The following is a 21,143-nucleotide window of genomic DNA, read 5'->3' as shown; positions in this document are numbered from 1 at the left end:
GTGCTGCAAGCATGAAGAAGATCAACGTCATCGCCCTGCTGCTCTTTTTCGTGGCGCTGGTGGCAGTGTTCACGCTCAAGACCCCGCAGACGCGGGCGATCCAAACCTCCGTGATGAATGTGCTCTCGCCGTTCATCCGGATGGGCGCACATGCCCAGAACCAGGTGCATGAGGTGGTGAGCAATCCCGTGGACGCCGAGCGGCTCCAGCAGGAGAATGAGAGCCTGCGCCGGGAAATGAACCGGCTGATGATCTTTGAGCAGAAGTACCACATGACACTTGAGGAGAACAACAAGTTCCGCTCGATGCTCGGGTACCGGCAGCAGTCCGCCTTTAAACTGACTGCCGCCCATGTGCTCCGCCGCTCTGCCTCCAACTGGTGGACGACGGTCATCATCGACAAGGGCTCTCTGGATGGCATCGGCACGGACAGCCCTGTCATCACCGAGTCAGGTTTGGTGGGCAAGACTGGCAAAGTGGCGGCTCACACCTCTGAGGTGATCCTTCTCACTGACGAGGAATGCCGCGTCGCGGCTCGCATCGAGGGGACACAGGCCAAGGGCATTCTCAGCGGTGAGCGTGGCGGATTCGAGACGCGTCCGGATCTTCGTCTGAGGTTTCTGGACCGTACCCTCAAGCTTGAGCCGGGGGCCAATATTTATTCTTCCGGCGACGGTGGCGTGTTTCCCGCTGGTCTGGCGCTGGGAAAGGTCAAGGCGTTTGAATTCAAGGACATTTCTGGTGAGGCTGTCGTTGATCCTGCAGTGAACTTCGGCCTCATCGAAGATGTCTTTGTTGTCCACATGGATTCGCTCGTGCAACCATGAGTTTCTTGTACAACATCATTGTGGTGCTGCTCGTGGCCCTGAGCTTCGGGGCGCAGGAGTTTTTGCCGGCCATTGAGTTTGCCAATAACGCCCGGGTGCTGTTGCCCCCCGTCCTGTTTTTCTCCGCCTCCCTGACCGTGTCATTTCCGATGATGCTGTTCCTCGCGCTCTTCACCGGACTGGTGTGGGACGCCCGGCACCTGCCTTACAAGCCGGAAAAGCCTGTGGCGGTGGAGTCAGCAGACTTGGCGCGGGAACTGCCCGTGGAGAAGCAGCCGCCCAACGGGACCGCGCTGCCGGTTGGCTACTCCATGTTTCTCTTTGGCGTCACGGGTACGCTCATGCAGGGCATCCGGCCGCTTTTCAAACGGGGGCGTTGGGAGTTGCCGGTTATCATGGTTGGCATTGCCACGCTCCTGTGTCTTCTGATAGAGTTTTTAATGATGTCATTCCTGAGGGGCAGTTTTGAATTCCATCCCGGCCTGTGGACGAAGCTGGTGACGGATGCACTGCTGGCCATGTTGGTCTCACCGCTCCTTCTGTTCATGCTTCATACGCTTGCGCGACTCGTCCACTATGAGGTGCGGACAGAAGGGCTAGTTTACCGTTACTATGGTGGTTAAGTATCGCTTCCGTCTGTACCTCTTTACCCTGGTGATCCTGATTGGATTCGGTGCGCTGGCGCAGCGCCTGTGGAATCTCAGCATCGACCACCACGAAGAACTCAAGAACAAGGTTCCGGGAACCAAAAACCTGCGGGCGCGCATTCCGGGCTCGCGCGGGGAGATCCGTGACCGCAACGGCGTAGTGCTGGTTTCCAACAAGCCCTCGTTCGAGGTGCGTGTGAACCTGAAGACACTGGTCGAGGAGTACACCAAGCAGGCAAAGGCTGAGAAACAGCCCATTCCTCAATTCAATTACAAATATACGGAAGGTGGCATTCCACGGAGCAAAGACGAGACGGACATCGTCGCGATAGTTCGGGAGGGCATTATCGAGCCGCTGGATAAGCTCGGCTTGGCTGCGGACTTCAACGCGAACAAGCTTCGCATTCATTTTCGCACGAATCGTGGGGTAGTGCCATGGGTATATCGCAGCGATCTGACGTTTGAGGAATTCAGCCGGTTTGCCGAGCACCGGCTGGGGCTGCCCGGTATCTCAGTGGAAGTGCGGCCAGTGCGGCAATACATCTTTGACTCCTTCGCCTGTCACGTGGTGGGCTACGTGAATCAACCTGATGTGCAGCGTGCCACAAAAGAGGAGATCAACGAGTGGGATTTCTTCGTGCCGGACGACTACGGTGTGTATGGCGTAGAGAAGACCTTTGACCAGGATCTGAGGGGCAAGGCTGGGATGCGCATCTGGTTGCAGAATGAAAAAGGCCGCCTCGTCAAGGAGGTGGACTATCAGGAGCCGCGCAAGGGCCATGACGTTTATCTCTCGATTGATGCACGAATTCAAATGATCGCGGAGAAGGCCCTCCGCGAGGGGACTCCCGCGATCGGCCGAGGTGCGGTGGTGGTGCTGGATCCTTCCACCGGCCAGGTACTGGCCATGGCGTCAGTTCCTTCCTATAACCCGAACAAGTTCATCCCCTCAATCAGCAAGGAGGACTTCGCCGGTTATCTGGAGAATCCCTGTGTGCCGTTGCTGAACCGCTCCGTGCGCGGTTTCGTGCCTGGTTCCACTTACAAGATCATGACCTCGTTCGCCGGCATTCTTGCAGGTGTGGAAGGAGACATGGTCAACTGCCCGGGCGGGATTCAGTTTGGTGGCAAGTTCATGAAGTGCTGGATCGGCCAGAAGGGCGGTGCCCATGGCACGCTTGGGCTGAGCGAGGCCATCATGCGCTCGTGCAACTGTTACTTCTACCGCTACGCGAATCACGCTGGCAACGCAGCCATGACCAAGGCTGGCGACATGTTCGGCCTGGGACAGCGCACTGGCATTGAACTGGAAGAAGAGGCTCCTGGCATCCTGCCTGTGGAGCGCTGGTGGCGCGTGAACAAGACGGCGTCAGAGCGTTTCTCTGAGGCCAGCATTGCGAACATGGCGATCGGTCAGGGTGCAGTGGAGGCCAGTCCGCTGCAGATGGCAGGCGTGGCCGCAGCTGTGGGCAACGGCGGTGTCGCCTACCGTCCGCACCTCCTGAACAAGGTGATGGATGGCACGGAGCTTATCCGCGAGCAGTTGCCGGACGTGCGTGCGAATTTCAAGGACTTCGGTCTCACCCCGCAGAAGCTGGAACTGGTGCGGCGGGGCATGTGGCGTGTGGTCAATGACCAGGGGGGCACCGCCAAGGCTGCCAAGATCAACGGTGTGGATGTGGCCGGGAAGACGGGTACCGCTCAGAACTGGCGCAAGAATGGCAAGGAGTTCGTGAAGGACAACCACACCCTCTTCATTACCTTCGCACCTTATGAGAATCCCAAGTTTGCCGCCTGCATTCTCGTGCAGGGGGGCAAAGGGGGTGGGGTGACGGCGGCCCCCGTGGCCAAACGGATTTTAGAACAGGCTCTGGCGCTCGACAATGGGTATTCCGTCGAGCTCACCAAGGTGAATGAAGTGCAAGGCAACTTCAACCCTGTGGACATTGTCTCGTACGACGGACTCGCGACCGCGTTCCAGCCAGGAACGGAGGAAGAGGAGCCTGCCGTGGACAACGATGATGAACCACGTCGCAGTGCGAAGCGTGAGGAGGCCCCGAAGGCGCGTCCCACCATTCGCGATGAAGCTGACGCGGAAGGAACGAAACAGAACAAAAATCAAGCACCCCCACCTCGCCGGGCCAACTTCCTGAAGAGATTGTTTGGGAGGGATGGTTAGCCTTGTGGGCTCAACTTTAGCAATTTACGATCAATTTTATGGCTTTGGGATTTGTGCAAAGAATTAAGGAGTTTTTCACCGGACACAAAGATGTGAACAGCGGAACGCGAATTGTCATCAACTGTGAAAAACTCGAGAACCGGGTAGCCCTGCTTGAAAACGGAGTGCTCGAGGAGTACTCCGTCGAACGAGTGGGCACGACCCATCTGGTGGGCAGCATCTACAAGGGACGCATCAAGAACATTGAGCAGGGCTTGAAGGCCATGTTCATTGACATTGGGTTGGAGAAAAATGCGTTCCTCCATTTTTGGGACGCCATTCCAGCAGCGCTTGATGCCGGCATGGAGGAGATCAACCGCGGCGGCAGCGGCAAGAAGAAGAAGGCCATCACGGCCAAGGACATTCCTGACCTCTACCCTGTGGGTTCTGAAATCCTGGTGCAGGTGACCAAGGGACCAGTCGGTAACAAAGGGCCGCGTGTGACCACGAACATCTCCCTGGCGGGACGTCTGCTGGTGCTCATGCCCTTGAATGATTCCTGCGGTATTTCCCGCAAGATTGACGATCCCAAGGAGCGCCTCCGTCTGCGCCGGATTATTGAAAAGCTGAGCCTTCCAGAAGGCATGGGCGTGATCCTGCGCACGGAAGCATCCGGCAAGCGGGCCCGCCATATCATCCGGGACCTGAGCATCCTCGTGGAGCAGTGGAAGGACATCGCCGAGCGTCGTGATACCCAAAAGGCTCCCGTGTGCTGCTTTGAGGAGCCGGATGTGTTTGAGCGCACCGTGCGTGACTTCCTCACGGAGGATCTGGACGAGATTGTCTGCGATGACCAGGCTGTGGTGCAGCGGATGAAGGAGCTGGTCGCTCCTATCTCACGCCGTGCCCAACGCCGGATCAATTATTTCCCGGGACCCGGCTCCCTGTTCGAAAAGTACCACATTCAAAGACAGATCGATTCCGCGTTCTACCGCCAGGTGTGGCTGAGGTGTGGTGGTTACATTGTGATCGACCAGACGGAGGCTCTCATCTCGATCGATGTGAACACGGGCCGCAACAAGGGTGCTGGAAACAACGTGGACAAGGTGATCCTTGATACCAACATGGAGGCTGCCGCAGAGGTGGCCCGCCAGCTGCGGCTGCGCAACATGGGTGGTCTGGTCGTTGTGGACTTCATCGACATGAAGGGCCGCAAGGACCAGCAGGCGGTGTACAAGGCGATGATCGACCACACCCAACGGGACAAGGCAAAGACGCAGATCCTGCCAATCTCCCAATTCGGTCTGATGGAGATGACCCGCCAGCGCCTCCACGAGAGCCTGAGCGACGCCATGTATGAAGAGTGCCCGCACTGCAAGGGGCATGGGCAGATCAAGACGCCGCTCACCATGAGCGTTGAACTGCAACGCAGGTTGTCCTCCATCATGTCCCGCCTGCCTGAACACGACCGCGACGTGCTGGTGGTCATTCACCCCGATGTGATGCAGCGCCTGCGCACTTCTGATGACCAGATCCTGGTCGAACTGGAGCGCAAATACCAGGCCCGCATGACCTTCCGCACCGATCCGAACTACACGCGCGAGCAGTTCCTGATCGCCAACGCCAAGACTGGCGACGAGATCAAGTAGGTCCGCCCAGCTCAACGCTGCCAAAGCCCACGCTGTCTCAGCGTGGGCTTTTTTGCCGCTTCAGTCAGTGGAGGCGAAGATGCGCCGAGAACTCTTCATCATCCTCTTGAGCCGAGGAGAATAGTAAGTGCTCCGTAAAAAGAGAGCGGCCCGAAGGCCGCTCCCACCAAACACAATACAAATCAACAATGGTAAATTCAGACGCCGGATGCCCGGCGTGCGTGAATTAGAAGCGGATGGTGATGCCGCCTTCCAGGACGGAGCCCTGGGCGTCGTCAAGGCAGCCTACGGCGTCCTGGCCGTAGTAGTAGCGGTAGCCGACGTTCAGGCTGGCGGCATCGGTGACCTTGAAGGTCAGACCGGCCTTGGCCTGGGCGGCGAAGTTCCACTCGTCGCTGGAAGTGAAGTCGAGGTTGTAGCCAGCGACGGAGTCGATTTCAGCCTCGCTCCACACGATGCCGATACCACCGCCGATGTAAACGCCAAGGCGGTCGGTAAGGTCCACGGTGTAAACGGCGTTTGCGAAGATCGGCACCTGACGGAATTCACCGTCCACGTCGAAGCTGCGACCACGGAATGAGCCTTCACCACCGTCCACGCCGAGGTAGCCAGACTCCAGTTCAACGGCCAGACCGTTGCCGAAGGAGTAGCCGACCGCTCCCAGGACAGAAAATCCGGTGTCGAAGTCGAGATTCACGCCAGAAGCGCCAGAATCCTGGAGCCAGAGGGCACCGCCATTCAGAGAGAAGTAAAGGCCACCAGCGGGGGCGGGCTCGGGTGGTGCGGGGGGCGGGGAGACGGGCGTACCAGCGAAGCTGGATGCCGCGAGGGTCAGGCTGGCCCAGGCAAGGAGGCTATTGCGAACGATTTTCATGTTTCGTTGGGTGTTGTTGTTTCCAGTTTGGTTGTTTCCACTGGAGGCGGTTCACGCCCGCCAGTAACCGCGAACTATGGAGAATTGAAAGATGTGCGCGCTGGCGGGCTGGTGTGCTGGTCTCCACCTATCGGATGCGCTGAGGCGCTAGTCAGTCCTGCGCAGCCTCTGTGATGGGGGCGGGCAGGGGAGCATCAATCTTGCTTGAGGTTCGAGGATCGAGCGCCAGCCCCGCGAGTCGGGGTGAGATGGCGATTGCGGTACTGAAAGGGGAAGGTGTGCTCAAGTGTTGTCGGCGGAAGTATCCGCCTGGCGGACTCCACGGCGGGTTGCACCGTTTAGTTTTGCGTTCCACTTCCAGTCACGAATCTCGGGTACATCATCGCCGTGCTCGCAGATGTACGCGCGGTGGTGGTGAAGTTGCTCATGGACGAACTGGAGAATGTAACCCAAACGGCTGCCTAGTCTTGTGACGCGGCTCAGTGCGTCTCCCATGAGGGTGAAACGGTCCAGCTGATTGAGCACACACATGTCAAAAGGCGTGGTGGTCGTGCCTTCCTCCTTGTAGCCCCGGACATGCAGGTTGCAGTGGTTGGTGCGTCGATACGTGAGGCGGTGTATGAGCCAGGGGTAGCCGTGGAAGGCGAAGATAACCGGCTTGTCCCTGGTGAAGATGGCGTCGAACTCACGGTCGTGCAGACCGTGAGGATGCTCTTCGACAGGCTGTAGTTTCATGAGATCCACGACATTCACCACGCGGACTTTCACGTCCGGCGCATGCTGACGGATGAGCTCGACGGCGGCCAGGGTCTCCAGGGTGGGGACGTCTCCGCAGCAGGCCATAACGACATCGGGTTCGCCACCCTGGTCATTGCTGGCCCAGTCCCAGATGCCGACACCGGCAGCGCAATGTTGGGCGGCGTCCTGCATGGAGAGCCAGACTGGAGCGGGCTGTTTACCTGCGACCACGACGTTCACGTAGTTGCGGCTGCGGAGGCAGTGGTCGGTCACGCTTAACAGGGTGTTGGCATCTGGGGGCAGATACACGCGTATGACCTCCGACTTCTTGTTGATGACGTGATCCAGGAAGCCGGGGTCCTGGTGGCTGAAGCCATTGTGATCCTGTCGCCAGACGTGGGAGCTAAGCAGATAGTTCAATGAAGCAATGGGGCGTCGCCATGGGATGTGCCGGCAGACTTTCAACCACTTTGCATGCTGGTTGAACATGGAGTCAATGATGTGGATGAAAGCCTCGTAGCAACTGAAGAAGCCGTGGCGTCCCGTCAGGAGATAACCCTCCAGCCACCCCTGACACTGGTGCTCGGAGAGGACCTCCATGATCCGTCCGTCCGGGGACAAATGATCGTCCTCCGGGAGGATCTCCGCGGCGTAGGCGCGGCTGGTCACCTGCAGGACATCCTGCCAGCGGTTCGAGTTGTTTTCATCCGGGCTGAAAAGGCGAAAGTTTTGCCTCTCCAGGTTGAGCTTCATCACGTCACGCAGAAACCGTCCCATTTCCCGGGTGGCCTCGGCGAAGTTCTCTCCCGGGGCCGGGCACTTGGTGGCGTAGTCGCGGAAGTCAGGGAGGCGGAGATCGCGCAACAGGAGACCGCCATTGGTGTGCGGATTGGCACTCATGCGACGTGTGCCGCCCGGAGCGAGGCTGGCGATATTTTCATGGAGATGACCGGTGGCATCAAAGAGCTCCTCAGGGCGGTAGCTCTTCATCCAGGCCTCCAGCACTTTTACGTGTTCAGGCTTGTCCATGTCTCCCATGGGCACTTGGTGAGCGCGCCAATAGCCTTCGCACTTGAGCCCATCGATTTCTTTGGGGCAGGTCCATCCTTTGGGCGTGCGGAGCACGATCATGGGCCAGGCAGGGCGGCCTTGGAAACCGTGTGTCCGTGCGTTCTTCCAGATGGAGCGGATCTCCTGCGTCACCTTGTCCAAGGTGGACGCCATTTGCTGGTGAAGGATGGCGGGGTCGTCACCTTCAACGAACCATGGGCGATAGCCCATCCCTTCGAAGAACTTCTGAAGCTCTTCGTGTGGAATGCGGGCGAGGAAACAAGGGTTGGCGATCTTGTAGCCATTGAGGTGAAGGATGGGCAAGACGGCACCGTCGCGCACAGGGTTGATGAACTTGTTGCCATGCCATCCGGTGGCAAGAGGACCGGTCTCAGCTTCGCCATCACCCACGATGGTAGGGATGATGAGGTCGGGATTGTCAAATGCTGCCCCATAGGCGTGAGAAAGGGAGTAACCGAGCTCGCCCCCCTCATGAATGGACCCGGGCGTTTCCGGGGCGACATGGCTGGGAATGCCACCGGGAAAGGAAAACTGCTTGAAGAGGCGTTGCAGCCCCACCTCATCCTCGCTGATCTCTGGATACACCTCGCTGTACGTTCCTTCGAGGTACGTGTTGGCCACAATGCCGGGGCCTCCGTGACCCGGGCCAGTGATGAGGAGCATGTTCAGGTCGTGCTCCTTGATGATCCGGTTGAGGTGAACGTAAATGAAGTTCAAGCCGGGCGTGGTGCCCCAATGGCCCAGAAGGCGAGGTTTAATGTGCTCACGCTTGAGCCGCTTCGTCAGCAGGGGATTGTCCTGCAGATAGATCTGCCCCACGGAGAGGTAGTTGGCCGCACGCCACCATGCATCCATCCTGGCGAGTTGGTCTTCAGACAGTGGTCCTTTAATGGCACCAGAGGTAGGATCCTTCGCGTTGGTGTTTTTCTTGGCAGCCGTGGGGGAACCTGTTTTGGCGGATGAGGATTTGCGGGAATTTTTGCTCATGGTGGGGGAGGGGCTGTTGGGAAGAGGGCATGCTAAACGACGGCATCCTGCCTGAGCAGTTCGTCCACGACCGTGTTCTTGGTCGTGCTTTCCGCCTCCGCTTCGTAGGGAAGGAGCAGACGGTGCCGCAGACAGGCGTGGGCTACGCCGTCCAGCGCCAGGGTGCCGCGGGGCTGTTGCCCTCTCGGATCCAGTCTCCGAACTTTGAGCCCTTGAAACCCGCTGAGCGGCGGGCGTTTCATGGCTCCTTTGGTTTCCCAGCTGAATGAAGTGATCGAGGGGCTATGCCGTATCACGCGGGAAGCGGGTGGCTGTGGCCATGCTTCCGCAGTCTAAGTGCGAACACAGAGAAGATGATCCCCAGGACGACCGAGTAGGCGGCAATCATCCAAACCATGGCGATGGCTCCACCACCGGGGAAGAGAATGACCAGAATGCCGAATGCGATCGAAGCCAGTCCCGAAAGGATGAGAAGCCATTCGTTCGTTATTTCCTTGCGCAGAGCGAGCGCGCCCGTGATCTCAAAGAGGCCTCGCACCACTGCGGTGGCCCCTATGAAGACGAGGAGCGCAAGGGCGGTAAGTCCCGGCCAAAGCAGCACAGCAACCCCTGCCGCAAGGCTCACCATTCCAATGAGGGCGAGCCACCATCTAGGTTGGGTGGAGCCGCCGGTGATTGCGCCAACGAGGGCAAACACCCCATCCACCAGCGCATAGGCACCGTAGAGGAGGACAAGGACGTTCAAGGTGAGCAGCGGCCAGGTAAAGGCCAGCACGCCGAAGATCAACGAGAGGATGCCGCGCAGGAACAGCCAGCCCCAGTTTCGCGAGAGGAGATGCAACAGAGAGGTATTCATGATGTTTTAGTTGGAGTTTGGTGCCCTGTGGTACTACTACCACCAGAAGGTTTTCGGGCCCCAGTCGCAGGCCATTTTGGGATAGGGGTTGCTTGGTTGCGGTGGTGCTCCGCTTCGCCTCCGAGGTGGGCGAGGCCCTTGCCTTCAGCCTTGTAGGCGTAGAAGTCTCTGCGGTCCGTCTGGGCGCGCTGGATGTGGTAAGATGGCGCAGCCATGTGGGGAGAGCGGTGTAGCAGAACAGCGTTCGGTGGTTGGGGGCTGGTTCCGCATTGCGGGTCAGGGGTAAAAAGCTTTCACTGCCTTGAACAGGGCTACTTTGCTGGCTGGGGTTCAGGAAACTGCCAGGAGCCGTCGAGGATCTCCGTACGGGGGCGGTAAAGGCGCACGGTATAGTTCCAGCCCTTGCTGATGGGTATGCAGTTGGGCGTCTTGCCATCGTACCCGCCGAACTGGATGGTCACCGTGCCATCCCCAGCCTTCTGGCCGGTGATGCTGTTAATGGTGTAGGCATCGTGTGGGTTCTTTTCGTAGTAGCCATCGGCATTGTACACGCTCACAGACCAGAAGGCTTCCACGGGCACGTCCTTCACCACCAGCTTGTAGATGGTTGTGCCGTCGTTCAGGGCAGGGGTGACATTGAGATAGACGGCGTCCTTGTCAGGATTTCCTCCCCAGCCGGCCGCACTGCCAATGAGGTGGCGGATCGGGTTCACCTCTTCCTTGGTGCCAAAGGCTTTTTTAAAGTCTGGAATCGCGGAGGCGAGCACCAGCAGGGCCTCGCGTACCTTCTTCTGGTCCGCCTGGTTCCACTCCGGCACCTCGAATTTTCCAGGTCCCCCTGGTTGTTCTACTTTGACGCCATCTTGCAGGGCGTGGACGGCCTTGATATCGGCCGGGTCGGCGGGATTCACCAGGGTGCGGAGCGCCACTGCCACGTAGCGGGTGCCGACCTTTGCTTTCTCCAGCGTGTGGGAACCGGAAGCGTAGATGACCTCGGGTACATAGTGGTCTTCATTGATCACCTGGAGAGAGCGGAACCGCTTTCCCGCATCGGGCAATGTGATGGTGACGGGACCTGCGTCGAGATCGAATACGGCTGAGGAGTAAAGGGTGTCACGATTGAGCCGGATCACGGTTTGATGATCGATGGAGGCTGGCTCGCGTCGGTGGTTGAATTTGCCGAGAACACCACCGCTGTCCTTGATAACGCCGCTGAAATACATGTCCGACTCCGCGCGGACGAAGTTGTCCACGGTGACTGGTGTGGGCTCGGCCCCGGGAGTTGCTGCGACAAGAAAGGCTGATGTGGTGAAAGTCAAGAAACGCAGATAGAGATTCATGGTGGTAAGGAGCTCGTTGAAGTTTAGTGCTTCCGTTCGTGAGCAGGTGCTTTCCATTCCCCAGACGCTCGCGATTTATGCTGCGCAAAAAGGGTGATGCCGCCATCGGTTTCGTTCTGAAGAGTAGGGGTCATGGGTGAATTGATGAGACAGCGATTAAGTGGGTTCGCGGAAAGCAGGCTGCGGAGGCAGAGTTGAACGTGTGCTGGTCAATGAACTGGAGAGAGTAATAGCGTCCCTTCTCCACAACGTGGGAGTGCTGGATGAGGTAACTGTCCACCAACGGGAAGGCATGGAAGTATGCCTCCTTGATGGCCCGTGGCGGGATCTTGGGGGATAAGCAAAGCGAAGGCCAGGACGGTTGAAGTGGTGCGGCCAAGGAATTGAGCGATGGAAGAACATGGCGTACAGGGCTGGCGTGTCCGTTGAGTTCAGAAAATACATCCGCTATTTGCTCTCCGGTGGGTAGATAACCTCCCAGTCATCCTTCATGCTGACAATAGTCCAGCCCTTTGCCACCGCCTCATCCAAGGCCTTGTCGAGCTTGCCGATATGAGTGTTGCGGTCATAGGCCCACTCGCGTTCCGCATCGGTGTGGTGAAGGAGGAGCGCAAACCGTGCGCCGCTGCCGGCCGCAGTCCATCGCAACATCTCCTGGTCGCCGTCCGAATTGCCAAATGCCATCAAGGGGCGACGGCCGATGTGCCTCTGGATGCCGACGGGCTTGCCAGCGTGGTCGTCGATGAGCTCAATCTCCGGGAGCTTCACAAGCACCGGAGTGCCATCCCGCACCTCGTATTTGAGCTTGCCGCTGCTGCCGACCACCTGCTCGGGGGGGATGCCGTAAGCCTTTTCCGTCCAGGGACGCATGAACTCGATGCCGCCACCGGAAACAATGAACGTCTTGAACCCGTTGGTTCGCAGATAGGTGAGCAGCTCCAGCATGGGCTGATAGACCATTTCCGTGTAAGGACGGCCCGTCTTGGGGTGCCTGGCGGTCGCTATCCAGCCCGAGACGCTCTTGTTGAACTCGTCAGTCGTCATGCCCGTGTGGGTGGCGGCGAGCATGGCAAGCGCACCTTTTTCCCCACCAGCGGCAACCCCTTTTAGATCACCTTTGAGCACTGAGGCAAAGGGCTCTTTGTCCTCCCACTCGGGGTGTTGTTGGGCTCTGGCCTTCACCTGGTCGATGACAAACGCGAGCTGCGTGTACATTGGTTGCTCCGCCCAGAGAGTGCCGTCATTGTCAAAGGTGGCGATGCGTTCGGAAGGGGGGACAAAATCGGGTGAGCCATCCGTGGTGACCTTCTCCACGAATGCGATGATCGCTCTTTTCGGACTGCTGTCTTTCCAGGAGGGAAGGGGAGCTCCGGCCGCTCGGCTGTTGCCCAGACTCGCATATTCATAGATGCCACCATCAGCTTTGAGGGAGAGGAATAGTTTGCCCTCCTTCAGCACATAGGAGGTGACGGCTGGCAGGTCGCGTGTGACCAGATTGGAGAGGGACCCCGGTGGGCACATCATCCTGGTGGTGGCCATGGGACCAAACACGATCTTGCCCGGTGCGTCAGAGTTCCATGTGCCTGTCCCGCGATTGCAGTCGATCTGGGCGGTTAGCTTTCCCTCGTCCTTGAACTCCAATGTGTACCGGGTGGGATCCGGCGGGGCGTGCGTTTCATCATTGCTATAGGAGATCTTGTGCAGTTTCCATGAGGTGCCTGCAAGGGTGGCGGCATCTGCCCCCTGCGCAAGGGCGGTGAGAGGCGAAAGCGTGCCAAGGGCAGCCAGAGCGAGGAGGATGATTTTCATGCAATTCAGTTGTTCGCTTGTGTAGTTGCAACCGAGAGGGCGGAAAATAATGGCGACGCGAAGGGTTGGACGGTAGCAGGGTTGTGGGGGGCTTTTCGCGGATGGTCACCTTGCGCCTGTCTTCTCTTCACGCTGGCGCGGGCAAGGCTCTTCCGGCAATCGCTCCCGAATTTCCCGTGACAGGCGCGACAGAGAAAAGCGTGGGCAGCCAGGTGAGGTGGGGGGAGGGCTTCATGGAGTGCAGAAGAGGAGGTCTCTTGGTTTTAGGAGCCAACGGAAGAATGCCGATCAGACCGTTGAGAGGAGTCACACCATGGTCCCCGTCCGGACGGGGCGGCCCGCACTGTGGATGGCTCCGGAGCGAGGGCTTTAGAAATGACTGTGGAATCCCGAGTTGCTGCCTCCCATGACAAGTCCGGCTTTCAGCCGACCATCGCTTGAATACTGTGACAGCTGGCTGGGAGCGGGAAATGAGGATGGTCTAAAACGTGTAAGAAAGCCCGATGACGGGCCCGTAGGAGGTGGTATCGAGCTTGAAGCCGTCCTTCTCGTAGTCCACTCCCAGGGCGCGGTAACCGAGCAGGCCGTTCAACTTCGGGGTGAAGCGATATCCAAATCCCGCAAGGGCCTGCCACGTGAGGTCTGACTCCACACCGAATCCTCCGATGTCTCCCATGAGTTGGAGGAAACATTTGTCATTCAGATCACATACGGAACGGAAGCCGACAATGGGATCGAACCAGTCGCGGGTCAGTCCCAGGTTAACACCGGGTCCGAGGTTGGTGTTGATGTCGATATCCACGTCCACATAATTCCAGCGGAAGCCGGCAAACAGGTCCAGCTTGTAGCGGTTTGTCTTGCAGACTGTGTACTGGAGGCGTGCAGTGATCCATGCCTGCTCTTGCTCGAGGTCAGCACTGCCAGTCACCGGTCCGAAGGTAAAGGTGGCGTCGTCAGAGAGCTTTGCGTAGATGGCGTCCACCCCGAGACTCCAACGTCCCTTGCCCAACTCGAAGTAGGACATGTAGCCAAACTCAAGTTCATCAATCATGTCTGAGATGCTGGTGTCCGCACTCACGGAAGTGGACCCCACTCCCGTGGTCCCATCCACAGCCGACAGCCAGCCATACACCGCAACGGTAAAGTACCATTCATCCTGCTGGGGTGGGGCGGGAGGGATGATGACGGATTTTTCTGAAGTGGCAGGGCTGCCTGCGAAGACAGGCAGTGCAGCGGCCAGTGCCAGAGAAGAGACGAGGAGGAGGGCGGATTTCATGGTGGGATTAAATGGACTGCTGTCAGCTGTTTCCTGGTCCTGACCGAATTCTGGATAGTGCACGTTTCAACTGCCAGAAAGCCCTTGAGAATTAAGGGTATTTATCGTAAACGGGGTGATATTAGCATGTGCCTGGGTTATGCATCTATCCAGATTCCGAAAAAGCACTGGAAAAAATTTGAGAAGCAGTCGCAAATTGAAGGCGATTTCCGTAGGAAGATTCCATTTCCGCCAACACGACGGCTCCCCGTTGATCAACTGAACGGCATTCAGATTCTTTTTGAATTAAGCAGGTGAATGCTCCCAAGGTTGTATGGACACGAGCCGGAAAAATGGCTATTTTTCGACGCGATGGGCGGAACAACACTTTATCGCACCCTCCGGCTGCATCGGTTTGAGCCCGAAATGCTCGCGGACGTGGTGTCGCAGGGCAAGCTGGAGCATTTTCTCATGGGCAGTGAACCTTGCGATGTGCTGCATGAGCACTGGGAGGATGGGGTCGTGCTGCTGGACCACGCGAAGTACAGTTTCAAAGCATGGGTGCGGGGTGAGTTCAGCGATGACCGCCTCTGCATTGGGTTTATTCGGGATCATCTGAGTCCCTGCTGGATCAATGGGACGGAAGTGCGAATTGACCAGATCGTCGTCTTTGCAGAGCACTCGGAGCTTGCCTATCGGGCAGAGCGGGACACCCACTGGGTGGCGACACAGGTATCCCGGGAATACCTGCAAGCCATGACGCTGGAGATGCTGGGGAGGGAGTTGGAACTGCCGACCCAAGGAATGAAAAAGTACGAGCCCCTGCCGGAGACCATGGCGCAACTGCGCAGAGTGTTCGATGATTTTACGATGCTCTTGCGCCGGGATGAGGTCGCGGTGGAGTGTTACAAAGAAATGCTGATTTTCGCGATGGTGGGTGCGCTCGCCAGCGCCCCGAATCGGTCCTCCAATGCCGAACTCGCGAGGCTGCAAGTCGCCCTGCAAACGGTAAAGCGGGCTGAGACATTCATCCTCTCCAATCTGGCGCTGCCCTACTCAAGCCGAGACTTTGCCAGTGTGCTGAGCATGACGGAGCGCAATGTCGAGCTACAGTTCAAGAAGATGTTCGGCATGTCACCGCGCCGCTGGAGGGAGTGCTTTGGCCTGAACATGGCCTACCGTCGGCTGACGCGCGCGAGGTGGAAGGCCGGATTGGTGTCGGACGTGGCGATGGAGTGCGGATTTTCTCATCCCGGTAGATTCTCCGCCAGCTATGGAAAACTGTTTCACGAGCTTCCTCATGAAACCGGGCGGGGAACTGAGTCGCCAGGCACTGGTGACTCCGTTGCAGAAAAGGAAAGGGCACCGGATCCCGGTGCCCCAGAGGTTTGAAAGTGATCCTGCCGGATTCAGGGGGGCAAGGTTCTCACCACCGGATCACAGTGCTGGCCCAGGTGAAGCCACCGCCGAAGGCGACTAGCAGGAGGATATCTCCGCGCTGGATCCGCCCGGAGCGATTCGCTTCGTCGAGACATACGGGGATGGTGGCGGCACTGGTGTTGCCGTACTTGTCCAGGTTGATGAAGGTGCGTTCTTCAGGTACGCCCAGACGCTCCGCAATGGCGGAGATGATGCGTGCGTTGGCCTGGTGGGGGATCACCAACTTCACGTCCTGCGCGGTGAGTCCAGCTTCCTTGAGCGCCTTCTCGCTGGCCTGGCACATCCGGGTGACGGCGTGCTTGAAGGTCTCACGACCTTCCATGTGAATGGTGTTGGGGCGAAGATGGACGTTTTCAGCGGTGATGGGAAGTGCCGTGCCACCGCCTGGGACCTTAAGAAGGTCGGCCAGATTGCCATCGGTTCCCATGAAGCTTGAGATCACCCTGCCAGGTGCGTTGGCTTGATCGTCCCAGCGGATGACGGCTGCACCCGCTCCATCGCCAAACAGAACGCATGTGTTGCGATCTGTCCAGTTGATGAGGCTGCTGAGCTTTTCTGCTCCGATGACGAGGGCCGTTTTACGAGGCCCGCCGTTGAGGAAGTGGCGCGCTGTCTGCAGGGCATAGAGGAAGCCGGAACAGGCGGCACTGATGTCGAAGCCCACCGCATTGGTGGCACCGATCTTCTTCTGTACGAAGCAGGCGGTGGATGGGAAGAACATGTCGGGAGTCACCGTGGCGACGATGATGAGGTCCACCTCCTCGGGCTTGACGCCCGCGGTGTGAAGGGCACGACGGGCGGCTTCTGAGGCCATGTCGCTGGTGGTTTCATCTGGCGCGGCGATGCGACGTTCCTTGATACCGGTGCGGGTGGTGATCCACTCGTCGGAGGTCTCTACGAGCTTCTCCAGGTCGTGGTTGGTCAGCACGCGGGCCGGCATGTAGCTGCCGGTACCGATGATGCTGCATTGGCAATTGTCAGACATGTGCGAAAACGTGTGAAGTAATGGCGTTCTGAATGTGAGGATTCACTTCGTGAGTGACGGCTTCCATGCCGACTCGCAGGGCATTCATGATGGCAGTGGGGGAACTGGAACCGTGGCCGATGATGACGACGCCCCGCACGCCAAGGAGAGGGCTGCCACCGTAGGACTCGTAGCTGCCTTTGCGCTTGACGGTGCGGAAGGCCTGCTGGGCCATCAGGGCACCCATCTTGCGGATGAAGGAGGCTTCGATCTCATGCTTCAGCCACTTGAACATGGCCTTGGCCGTGGCCTCGCAGCTCTTCAGAATGACATTTCCTGTGAAGCCGTCGCAGACGATGACGTCCAGTTCGGTTTCAAAGATGTCATGTCCTTCCACATTGCCTTTGAAGTTGATGGGGGCCAGCTTCAAAAGCGGGAAGGTCTCCTTGGCAAGGGCATTCCCCTTGGAGTCTTCCTCTCCCACGTTCATCAATCCCACCACTGGCGAAGCCTTGCCGTGTACGTACTGGGCGTAAGTGGAGCCCATGATGGCATACTGCACCAGGTGGCCTGGGGTGGCGTCGGGATTGGCACCTGCATCGAGGATATAACATACCCCGTGCTCGTTGGGCATGGGGCTGGCGATGCCGGGGAAGTCCACTCCGTCCAGCCTGCCCAGCATGAGGGTTCCAGCAGCGACTGAGGCTCCCGTGTGGCCGGCACTCACCACTGCCTGGCACTCGCCCTGTTTGACGAGATCCACGGCCATGGAAATGGAGGAGTTCTTCTTCCGGCGCACTGCATCCAGTCCGGAGTCAGACATCTCCACCACTTGCGTGGAGTGTACGATTTCCACGCGTTCGCGCTGGCCGACCTCCTGTCGGTCAAGCTCTGCCTCCAGAACATCCCGCGGACCGGTGAGGTAAAACTTCTTCACCAAAGGGAGACTCTCGAGGGCGAGTTTGAGGCCTCCAATTGGATTCTTCGGGGCTATATCGCCGCCCATGGCATCAAGGGCAAGGTTCATGTCGTCTCAGGACCGTAGAGCATTGTCATGGCGAGGTAGCGCAGTCGGCAGGGGAGTGCAAATGCAAAGCGGTGTGAGGAAGCAGTTGCGGGTGTCATCCTGTCTCCTGGCGGATGAAGGACTTATGCTTGTTGTACTTTGGTGTACGACAACAAAAAATCCCCGCAACGCCGGGCGTTGCAGGGATCGAAGCTGTATGTTGGCAGATGGGTAAGCCGATGGCTTAGCCCGCGTCCACGTCAAGCACCTGGCGGTCGCCGTAATAGCCGCAGGAAGGGCAGGCAACGTGGGAGGGAACAGCCGCTCCGCAGGAGGAACAGGACTTGAGTTTGGGGGCGCGCCAGCGGTTTGCGCCACGGCGCATCTTCTGACGGCTCTTGGATTGTCTGCGCTTCGGGACGGCCATGATTCAGTTGCGTTTAAGGTTGTTCAGTTGATCGAGAGTTCCCCACACATTTCTGTCCGCAGCTTCGTCAAGCTCAGTGCCAAGGGGCTCCGTTTCAGGGCTGAACTTGCCTTCAGCGGGACAATCTCGAAGTGTAACGTTGCCCGTTTCACAGCGAGGGTAGGTCGGAAGGGCCAGCAGGATGTCCTCTCTTAGGTAAATTGTCAAGTCAATTGGATCTTCATTTTCAATCTCTACGTCCAATCCGTAGGTCTGAAGCTCTACACGGGTCTGAAATCGTTCCGCACAGCGACCGCAGGTCAGCTCAAAAGTGGCTCCAAGATGGCCATGGACGAGGATGTCATTCTCATCTCGCATCACGGTCAACTGGTAGTCCAGAGGGCTGACAGGACGGGCGGGATCATCCTCAGACAAGGCAAAGATGGTCACCGGAAGCTGGCCTTCCACGTGCAGGCCTTCGGACGGGATACCGCGGGGGTCTATTTTGAGGTTCATGGCAAAGTTTTCCTTTTCAAGAAGTTACGCTGGCAGGGGCGGAGCGGGCGTTTCCGAGCTTGCGTTTTAGGGCCTCGGCGACATGGGCCGGCACAAAGGCGCGAATGTCTCCACCCAGACGGGCGATTTCTTTGACGATCCGGGAACTGATGTAGGTCAACTCCTCCTGAGGAGTGAGGAACAGCGTCTCCACCCGGTCATCCAGTTTCCGGTTCATGAGTGCCATCTGGAACTCAAACTCGAAGTCAGAAACGGCTCTCAGCCCGCGGATGACGGCGCAGGCTCCCTCACGTGCCGCAAACTCCACCAGCAGGCCCTCGAATGGCTGGACGCTGACGTTGGCAAGCCCGTGGGCCTGGGCGGTCTCCTCGATCATCGCGACCCGCTCGTCCATGGTAAAGAGGGATTGCTTCTGATTGTCTCTTGCCACTGCCACTACCAACTCGTCAAACAGGCGGGCAGCCCGCCGGAGTACGTCCAGATGGCCGTTGGTAATGGGGTCAAAGCTGCCCGGGTAGAGACCTTTGCGCATGGCGGGTGAGGTGATGGTTGACCTTAAGCCGGACCCGGGGTGATGAAAGAGAAATTCTCATGCGGAACAGGCGTGCTGAGAGTTGCACGAAAACGCGTTTTCGATGAATAGTGGATGAGGATATCCATTGAACCCTCCGTGTCTGCATTAGAGCCCCGACTTCTCATCAGTGCGTACTGCAATGGGATATTCCCCATGGGCATGGAGAACGGTCGTCTTTCGTGGTTTTCGCCAGATCCCCGAGGCATTTTGCCCATCCGGGAATATCATGTGCCCCGCAGTCTGAGGGCGGAGTTGCGCAGACGGAAGATCGAGGTGAGGGTGAACACCGCCTTCGGCGAGGTGCTGCGCGGCTGCGGCCAGCGCCGGGAAACGTGGATCTCCAAGGAGATCATCCATAGCTACGAACTCCTGCACAAGCTGGGGTACGCGCATTCAGTCGAGGCCTGGGAGGATGACGAACTCATTGGCGGACTCTACGGGGTGGCCATCGGCGGTGCCTTCTTTGGAGAGTCCATGTTCAGCCGGCGGTCAGGGGGATCCAAGGCGGCGCTGGTCTGGCTCATGGACCGGTTGAGAGAAAAACAGTTTCTGCTGCATGATACGCAGTGGACGACAGCTCATCTGTCGATGTTCGGAGGCCGTGAAATCGCACGGGAGGAGTATCTAGCGATCCTTGAAGAGGCCGTAAAAATGTCCTCCCGTTTCCTGGGCTGACCCGGGACGGCGGTTCCCGGGGTTGTTTCCTCTGTTTCGCTATTTGGGCTCCAGCATCACGTCCACACTGCCCCCTCTCACGGTCAGTGCCGCGACCTTGTCCAGGTCATACTGCTTGGCCACATTGAACTCAAACTCGCCCCTGGCAAGTCCATCCATACTGTACTCTTTGCCGTACCCCAGCTCCCCGAAGTACTGGTCCAGAAACTTGCTCATGTCCTTGGCGCTTTCAAACCGGGCCGTGCCAAAGTTTGGGTCGTAAAAAATGTACGAGTCTTCGCCCTCATGGCGGGTGGCGCCAATCATCATGATATGGCCCGTCACCTCCACGCCATACATGACGGGTTTGCCGCCACCCTGTTCGAATGCGTCCTCCAGATGCTTCACTGTGGAGCGATGGCCAAAGGTCTCAATCTTGGATCCATCAGGTGCCTTAATGCGCTCCCGGGTGTTTCCAGTGGGGCCATGCAGTTGGGCCAGTTGGGAGGCATACTCATTCGGTTCCCGGAGCCCCGCCTTTTGCATGTCATGCACCTCCTGCTCCAGGCGTCGCATCAAGCCATCAGAGCCAGTCGGCCCCGAAGATTCCGCCAGGGCGGTGAGTGCGACCAGCGGGGCGCACCGACCCTTTTGATCTTCCGGCGTGCCGATCTGGCGCAGCAGGATGGTTTGGGGCAGCGCCTTGACGCTGGTGGCTCCGTGACTGACAGCGGAGTGGACCGCTTCACTGGCGCGTTCAAGGGCCGCCACGTCTGAGATATCGCTGCCCTTGTCCTTCGCAAAGGCTCCCAGCGCACCGAGTTGTTTCTTGATCTCAGAGGTGAATGGTTTGGGACTGTTGAGCAACTCGGAATAGAGTTCTACGACGTCAAAAAACTCCATGCCCGGGCTGAAGCCGGGAGTGTCTCGCAGGACATTTCGCATGTCCTTGCGTCCCGCTTCACAATCGGGATCCTTGGCAAACTTCTCCTTGGCATTTTTGTAGGATTCATAGATGGAAACCACCCGGTCAGACTCCACCTTGACTCTGTCGAAGTCGCCTTTTGTCACCACGCCGTTTCCTTCAAAGATGTCCCGCATGTTCTTGCGCACCACACCTTCAAACACTTTGGCTCCAGGGCGGGATTCCAGTTCCTTTTTCAGTGCTGATCCGATGAGCTTGCGTGCATCATCCTGCTTCTTGGTCCTTGACGCTTTGGTGCTGAAACGGCCTTCAGACTTGGTTTTTTCATAGAGCACCTTGCCACCGCTTTTGGCCCGCACCTCCTTGTCGGCACCCACACCCGACTTGTCAAAGGCGGCCGTAATTTCGGTGAGCGAACGTGTTTGAGCAGAGTTGATGTTCATGGCG

Annotated in this window: 19 protein-coding genes; 6 read left to right on the top strand and 13 right to left on the bottom strand. The window is 58.3% G+C overall.

Annotated elements, in window-relative coordinates:
- Positions 1-11 precede the first annotated feature (11 nt).
- Genes mreC through VSP_RS17745 form a run of 4 tightly spaced genes read left to right on the top strand, consistent with a single transcriptional unit; the run spans position 12 to position 5,281 of the window.
- Complete coding sequence (gene mreC, locus VSP_RS17760) at positions 12-827, top strand: rod shape-determining protein MreC (protein ID WP_009962379.1); 816 nt, start codon at positions 12-14, stop codon at positions 825-827.
- Positions 824-1,450 carry a hypothetical protein gene (locus tag VSP_RS17755; protein WP_009962378.1) on the top strand — a complete coding sequence of 209 codons (627 nt, stop codon included), beginning with the start codon at positions 824-826 and terminating at the stop codon, positions 1,448-1,450. The genes mreC and VSP_RS17755 overlap by 4 nt, the downstream gene beginning before the upstream one ends.
- On the top strand, positions 1,440-3,653 hold the full coding sequence (locus VSP_RS17750) for a penicillin-binding transpeptidase domain-containing protein (RefSeq protein ID WP_009962377.1): 2,214 nt from the start codon (positions 1,440-1,442) through the stop codon (positions 3,651-3,653). Before VSP_RS17755 ends, VSP_RS17750 begins: the two co-directional genes overlap by 11 nt.
- Positions 3,654-3,691: 38 nt before the next feature.
- A complete protein-coding gene (locus VSP_RS17745; RefSeq protein WP_009962375.1) occupies positions 3,692-5,281 on the top strand; it encodes an Rne/Rng family ribonuclease in 1,590 nt (529 codons plus the stop codon).
- Positions 5,282-5,507: 226 nt separating this feature from the next.
- Here VSP_RS17745 and VSP_RS17740 read toward each other — a convergent pair whose 3' ends face one another.
- The 7 genes from VSP_RS17740 to VSP_RS36040 all read right to left on the bottom strand — a co-directional run bounded on the left by VSP_RS17740 (position 5,508) and on the right by VSP_RS36040 (position 14,232).
- Positions 5,508-6,155, bottom strand: a complete 648-nt coding sequence (locus VSP_RS17740; RefSeq protein ID WP_009962374.1) for an outer membrane protein — start codon at positions 6,153-6,155, stop codon at positions 5,508-5,510.
- Between the two features lie 282 nt (positions 6,156-6,437).
- Complete coding sequence (locus VSP_RS17735; protein WP_009962373.1) at positions 6,438-8,951, bottom strand: phosphoketolase family protein; 2,514 nt, start codon at positions 8,949-8,951, stop codon at positions 6,438-6,440.
- 32 nt (positions 8,952-8,983) lie between these two features.
- Positions 8,984-9,193 (bottom strand): hypothetical protein, encoded by a 210-nt coding sequence (locus VSP_RS42375; RefSeq protein ID WP_009962372.1) that lies wholly within the window; start codon positions 9,191-9,193, stop codon positions 8,984-8,986.
- 50 nt (positions 9,194-9,243) lie between these two features.
- Positions 9,244-9,807: an HdeD family acid-resistance protein gene (locus tag VSP_RS17725; protein WP_009962371.1), complete on the bottom strand. Its 564-nt coding sequence runs from the start codon at positions 9,805-9,807 to the stop codon at positions 9,244-9,246.
- Positions 9,808-10,118: 311 nt separating this feature from the next.
- Entirely contained in the window at positions 10,119-11,147 is a 1,029-nt protein-coding gene (locus tag VSP_RS17720; protein ID WP_009962370.1) for a DUF1254 domain-containing protein, read from the bottom strand.
- Between the two features lie 447 nt (positions 11,148-11,594).
- Entirely contained in the window at positions 11,595-12,956 is a 1,362-nt protein-coding gene (locus tag VSP_RS17715; RefSeq protein WP_009962365.1) for an META domain-containing protein, read from the bottom strand.
- Positions 12,957-13,437: 481 nt separating this feature from the next.
- Positions 13,438-14,232, bottom strand: a complete 795-nt coding sequence (locus tag VSP_RS36040) for an outer membrane beta-barrel protein (protein WP_156345165.1) — start codon at positions 14,230-14,232, stop codon at positions 13,438-13,440.
- A 351-nt stretch (positions 14,233-14,583) separates the two neighbouring features.
- On the opposite strand from VSP_RS36040, the gene VSP_RS17705 reads away from it, so the two are divergent.
- Positions 14,584-15,603 (top strand): helix-turn-helix domain-containing protein, encoded by a 1,020-nt coding sequence (locus VSP_RS17705; protein ID WP_009962360.1) that lies wholly within the window; start codon positions 14,584-14,586, stop codon positions 15,601-15,603.
- Between the two features lie 34 nt (positions 15,604-15,637).
- Here VSP_RS17705 and VSP_RS17700 read toward each other — a convergent pair whose 3' ends face one another.
- The 5 genes from VSP_RS17700 to coaD all read right to left on the bottom strand — a co-directional run bounded on the left by VSP_RS17700 (position 15,638) and on the right by coaD (position 19,075).
- Positions 15,638-16,636, bottom strand: a complete 999-nt coding sequence (locus tag VSP_RS17700) for a beta-ketoacyl-ACP synthase III (RefSeq protein ID WP_009962358.1) — start codon at positions 16,634-16,636, stop codon at positions 15,638-15,640.
- Positions 16,629-17,642 (bottom strand): phosphate acyltransferase PlsX, encoded by a 1,014-nt coding sequence (plsX, locus tag VSP_RS17695; RefSeq protein WP_009962357.1) that lies wholly within the window; start codon positions 17,640-17,642, stop codon positions 16,629-16,631. The genes VSP_RS17700 and plsX overlap by 8 nt, the downstream gene beginning before the upstream one ends.
- Before the next feature lie 223 nt (positions 17,643-17,865).
- A complete protein-coding gene (gene rpmF, locus VSP_RS41075) occupies positions 17,866-18,048 on the bottom strand; it encodes a 50S ribosomal protein L32 (RefSeq protein WP_050028419.1) in 183 nt (60 codons plus the stop codon).
- A gap of 3 nt (positions 18,049-18,051) precedes the next feature.
- A complete protein-coding gene (locus VSP_RS17690) occupies positions 18,052-18,543 on the bottom strand; it encodes a YceD family protein (RefSeq protein ID WP_009962355.1) in 492 nt (163 codons plus the stop codon).
- Positions 18,544-18,559: 16 nt separating this feature from the next.
- Complete coding sequence (coaD, locus tag VSP_RS17685) at positions 18,560-19,075, bottom strand: pantetheine-phosphate adenylyltransferase (RefSeq protein WP_009962353.1); 516 nt, start codon at positions 19,073-19,075, stop codon at positions 18,560-18,562.
- A 114-nt stretch (positions 19,076-19,189) separates the two neighbouring features.
- Between coaD and aat the strand changes: the two genes are divergently transcribed.
- Positions 19,190-19,792 (top strand): leucyl/phenylalanyl-tRNA--protein transferase, encoded by a 603-nt coding sequence (gene aat / locus VSP_RS17680; protein ID WP_044133585.1) that lies wholly within the window; start codon positions 19,190-19,192, stop codon positions 19,790-19,792.
- A 39-nt stretch (positions 19,793-19,831) separates the two neighbouring features.
- On the opposite strand, the gene VSP_RS17675 is transcribed toward aat, so the two are convergent.
- Positions 19,832-21,139 (bottom strand): YopT-type cysteine protease domain-containing protein, encoded by a 1,308-nt coding sequence (locus tag VSP_RS17675; protein WP_009962349.1) that lies wholly within the window; start codon positions 21,137-21,139, stop codon positions 19,832-19,834.
- Between the last annotated feature and the right edge of the window lie 4 nt (positions 21,140-21,143).

The organism is Verrucomicrobium spinosum DSM 4136 = JCM 18804 (assembly GCF_000172155.1).
GTDB lineage: Bacteria > Verrucomicrobiota > Verrucomicrobiia > Verrucomicrobiales > Verrucomicrobiaceae > Verrucomicrobium > Verrucomicrobium spinosum.
The sequence above is the reverse complement of the archived record's forward strand: the minus strand, read 5'-3'. Positions and strand labels throughout refer to the sequence as shown.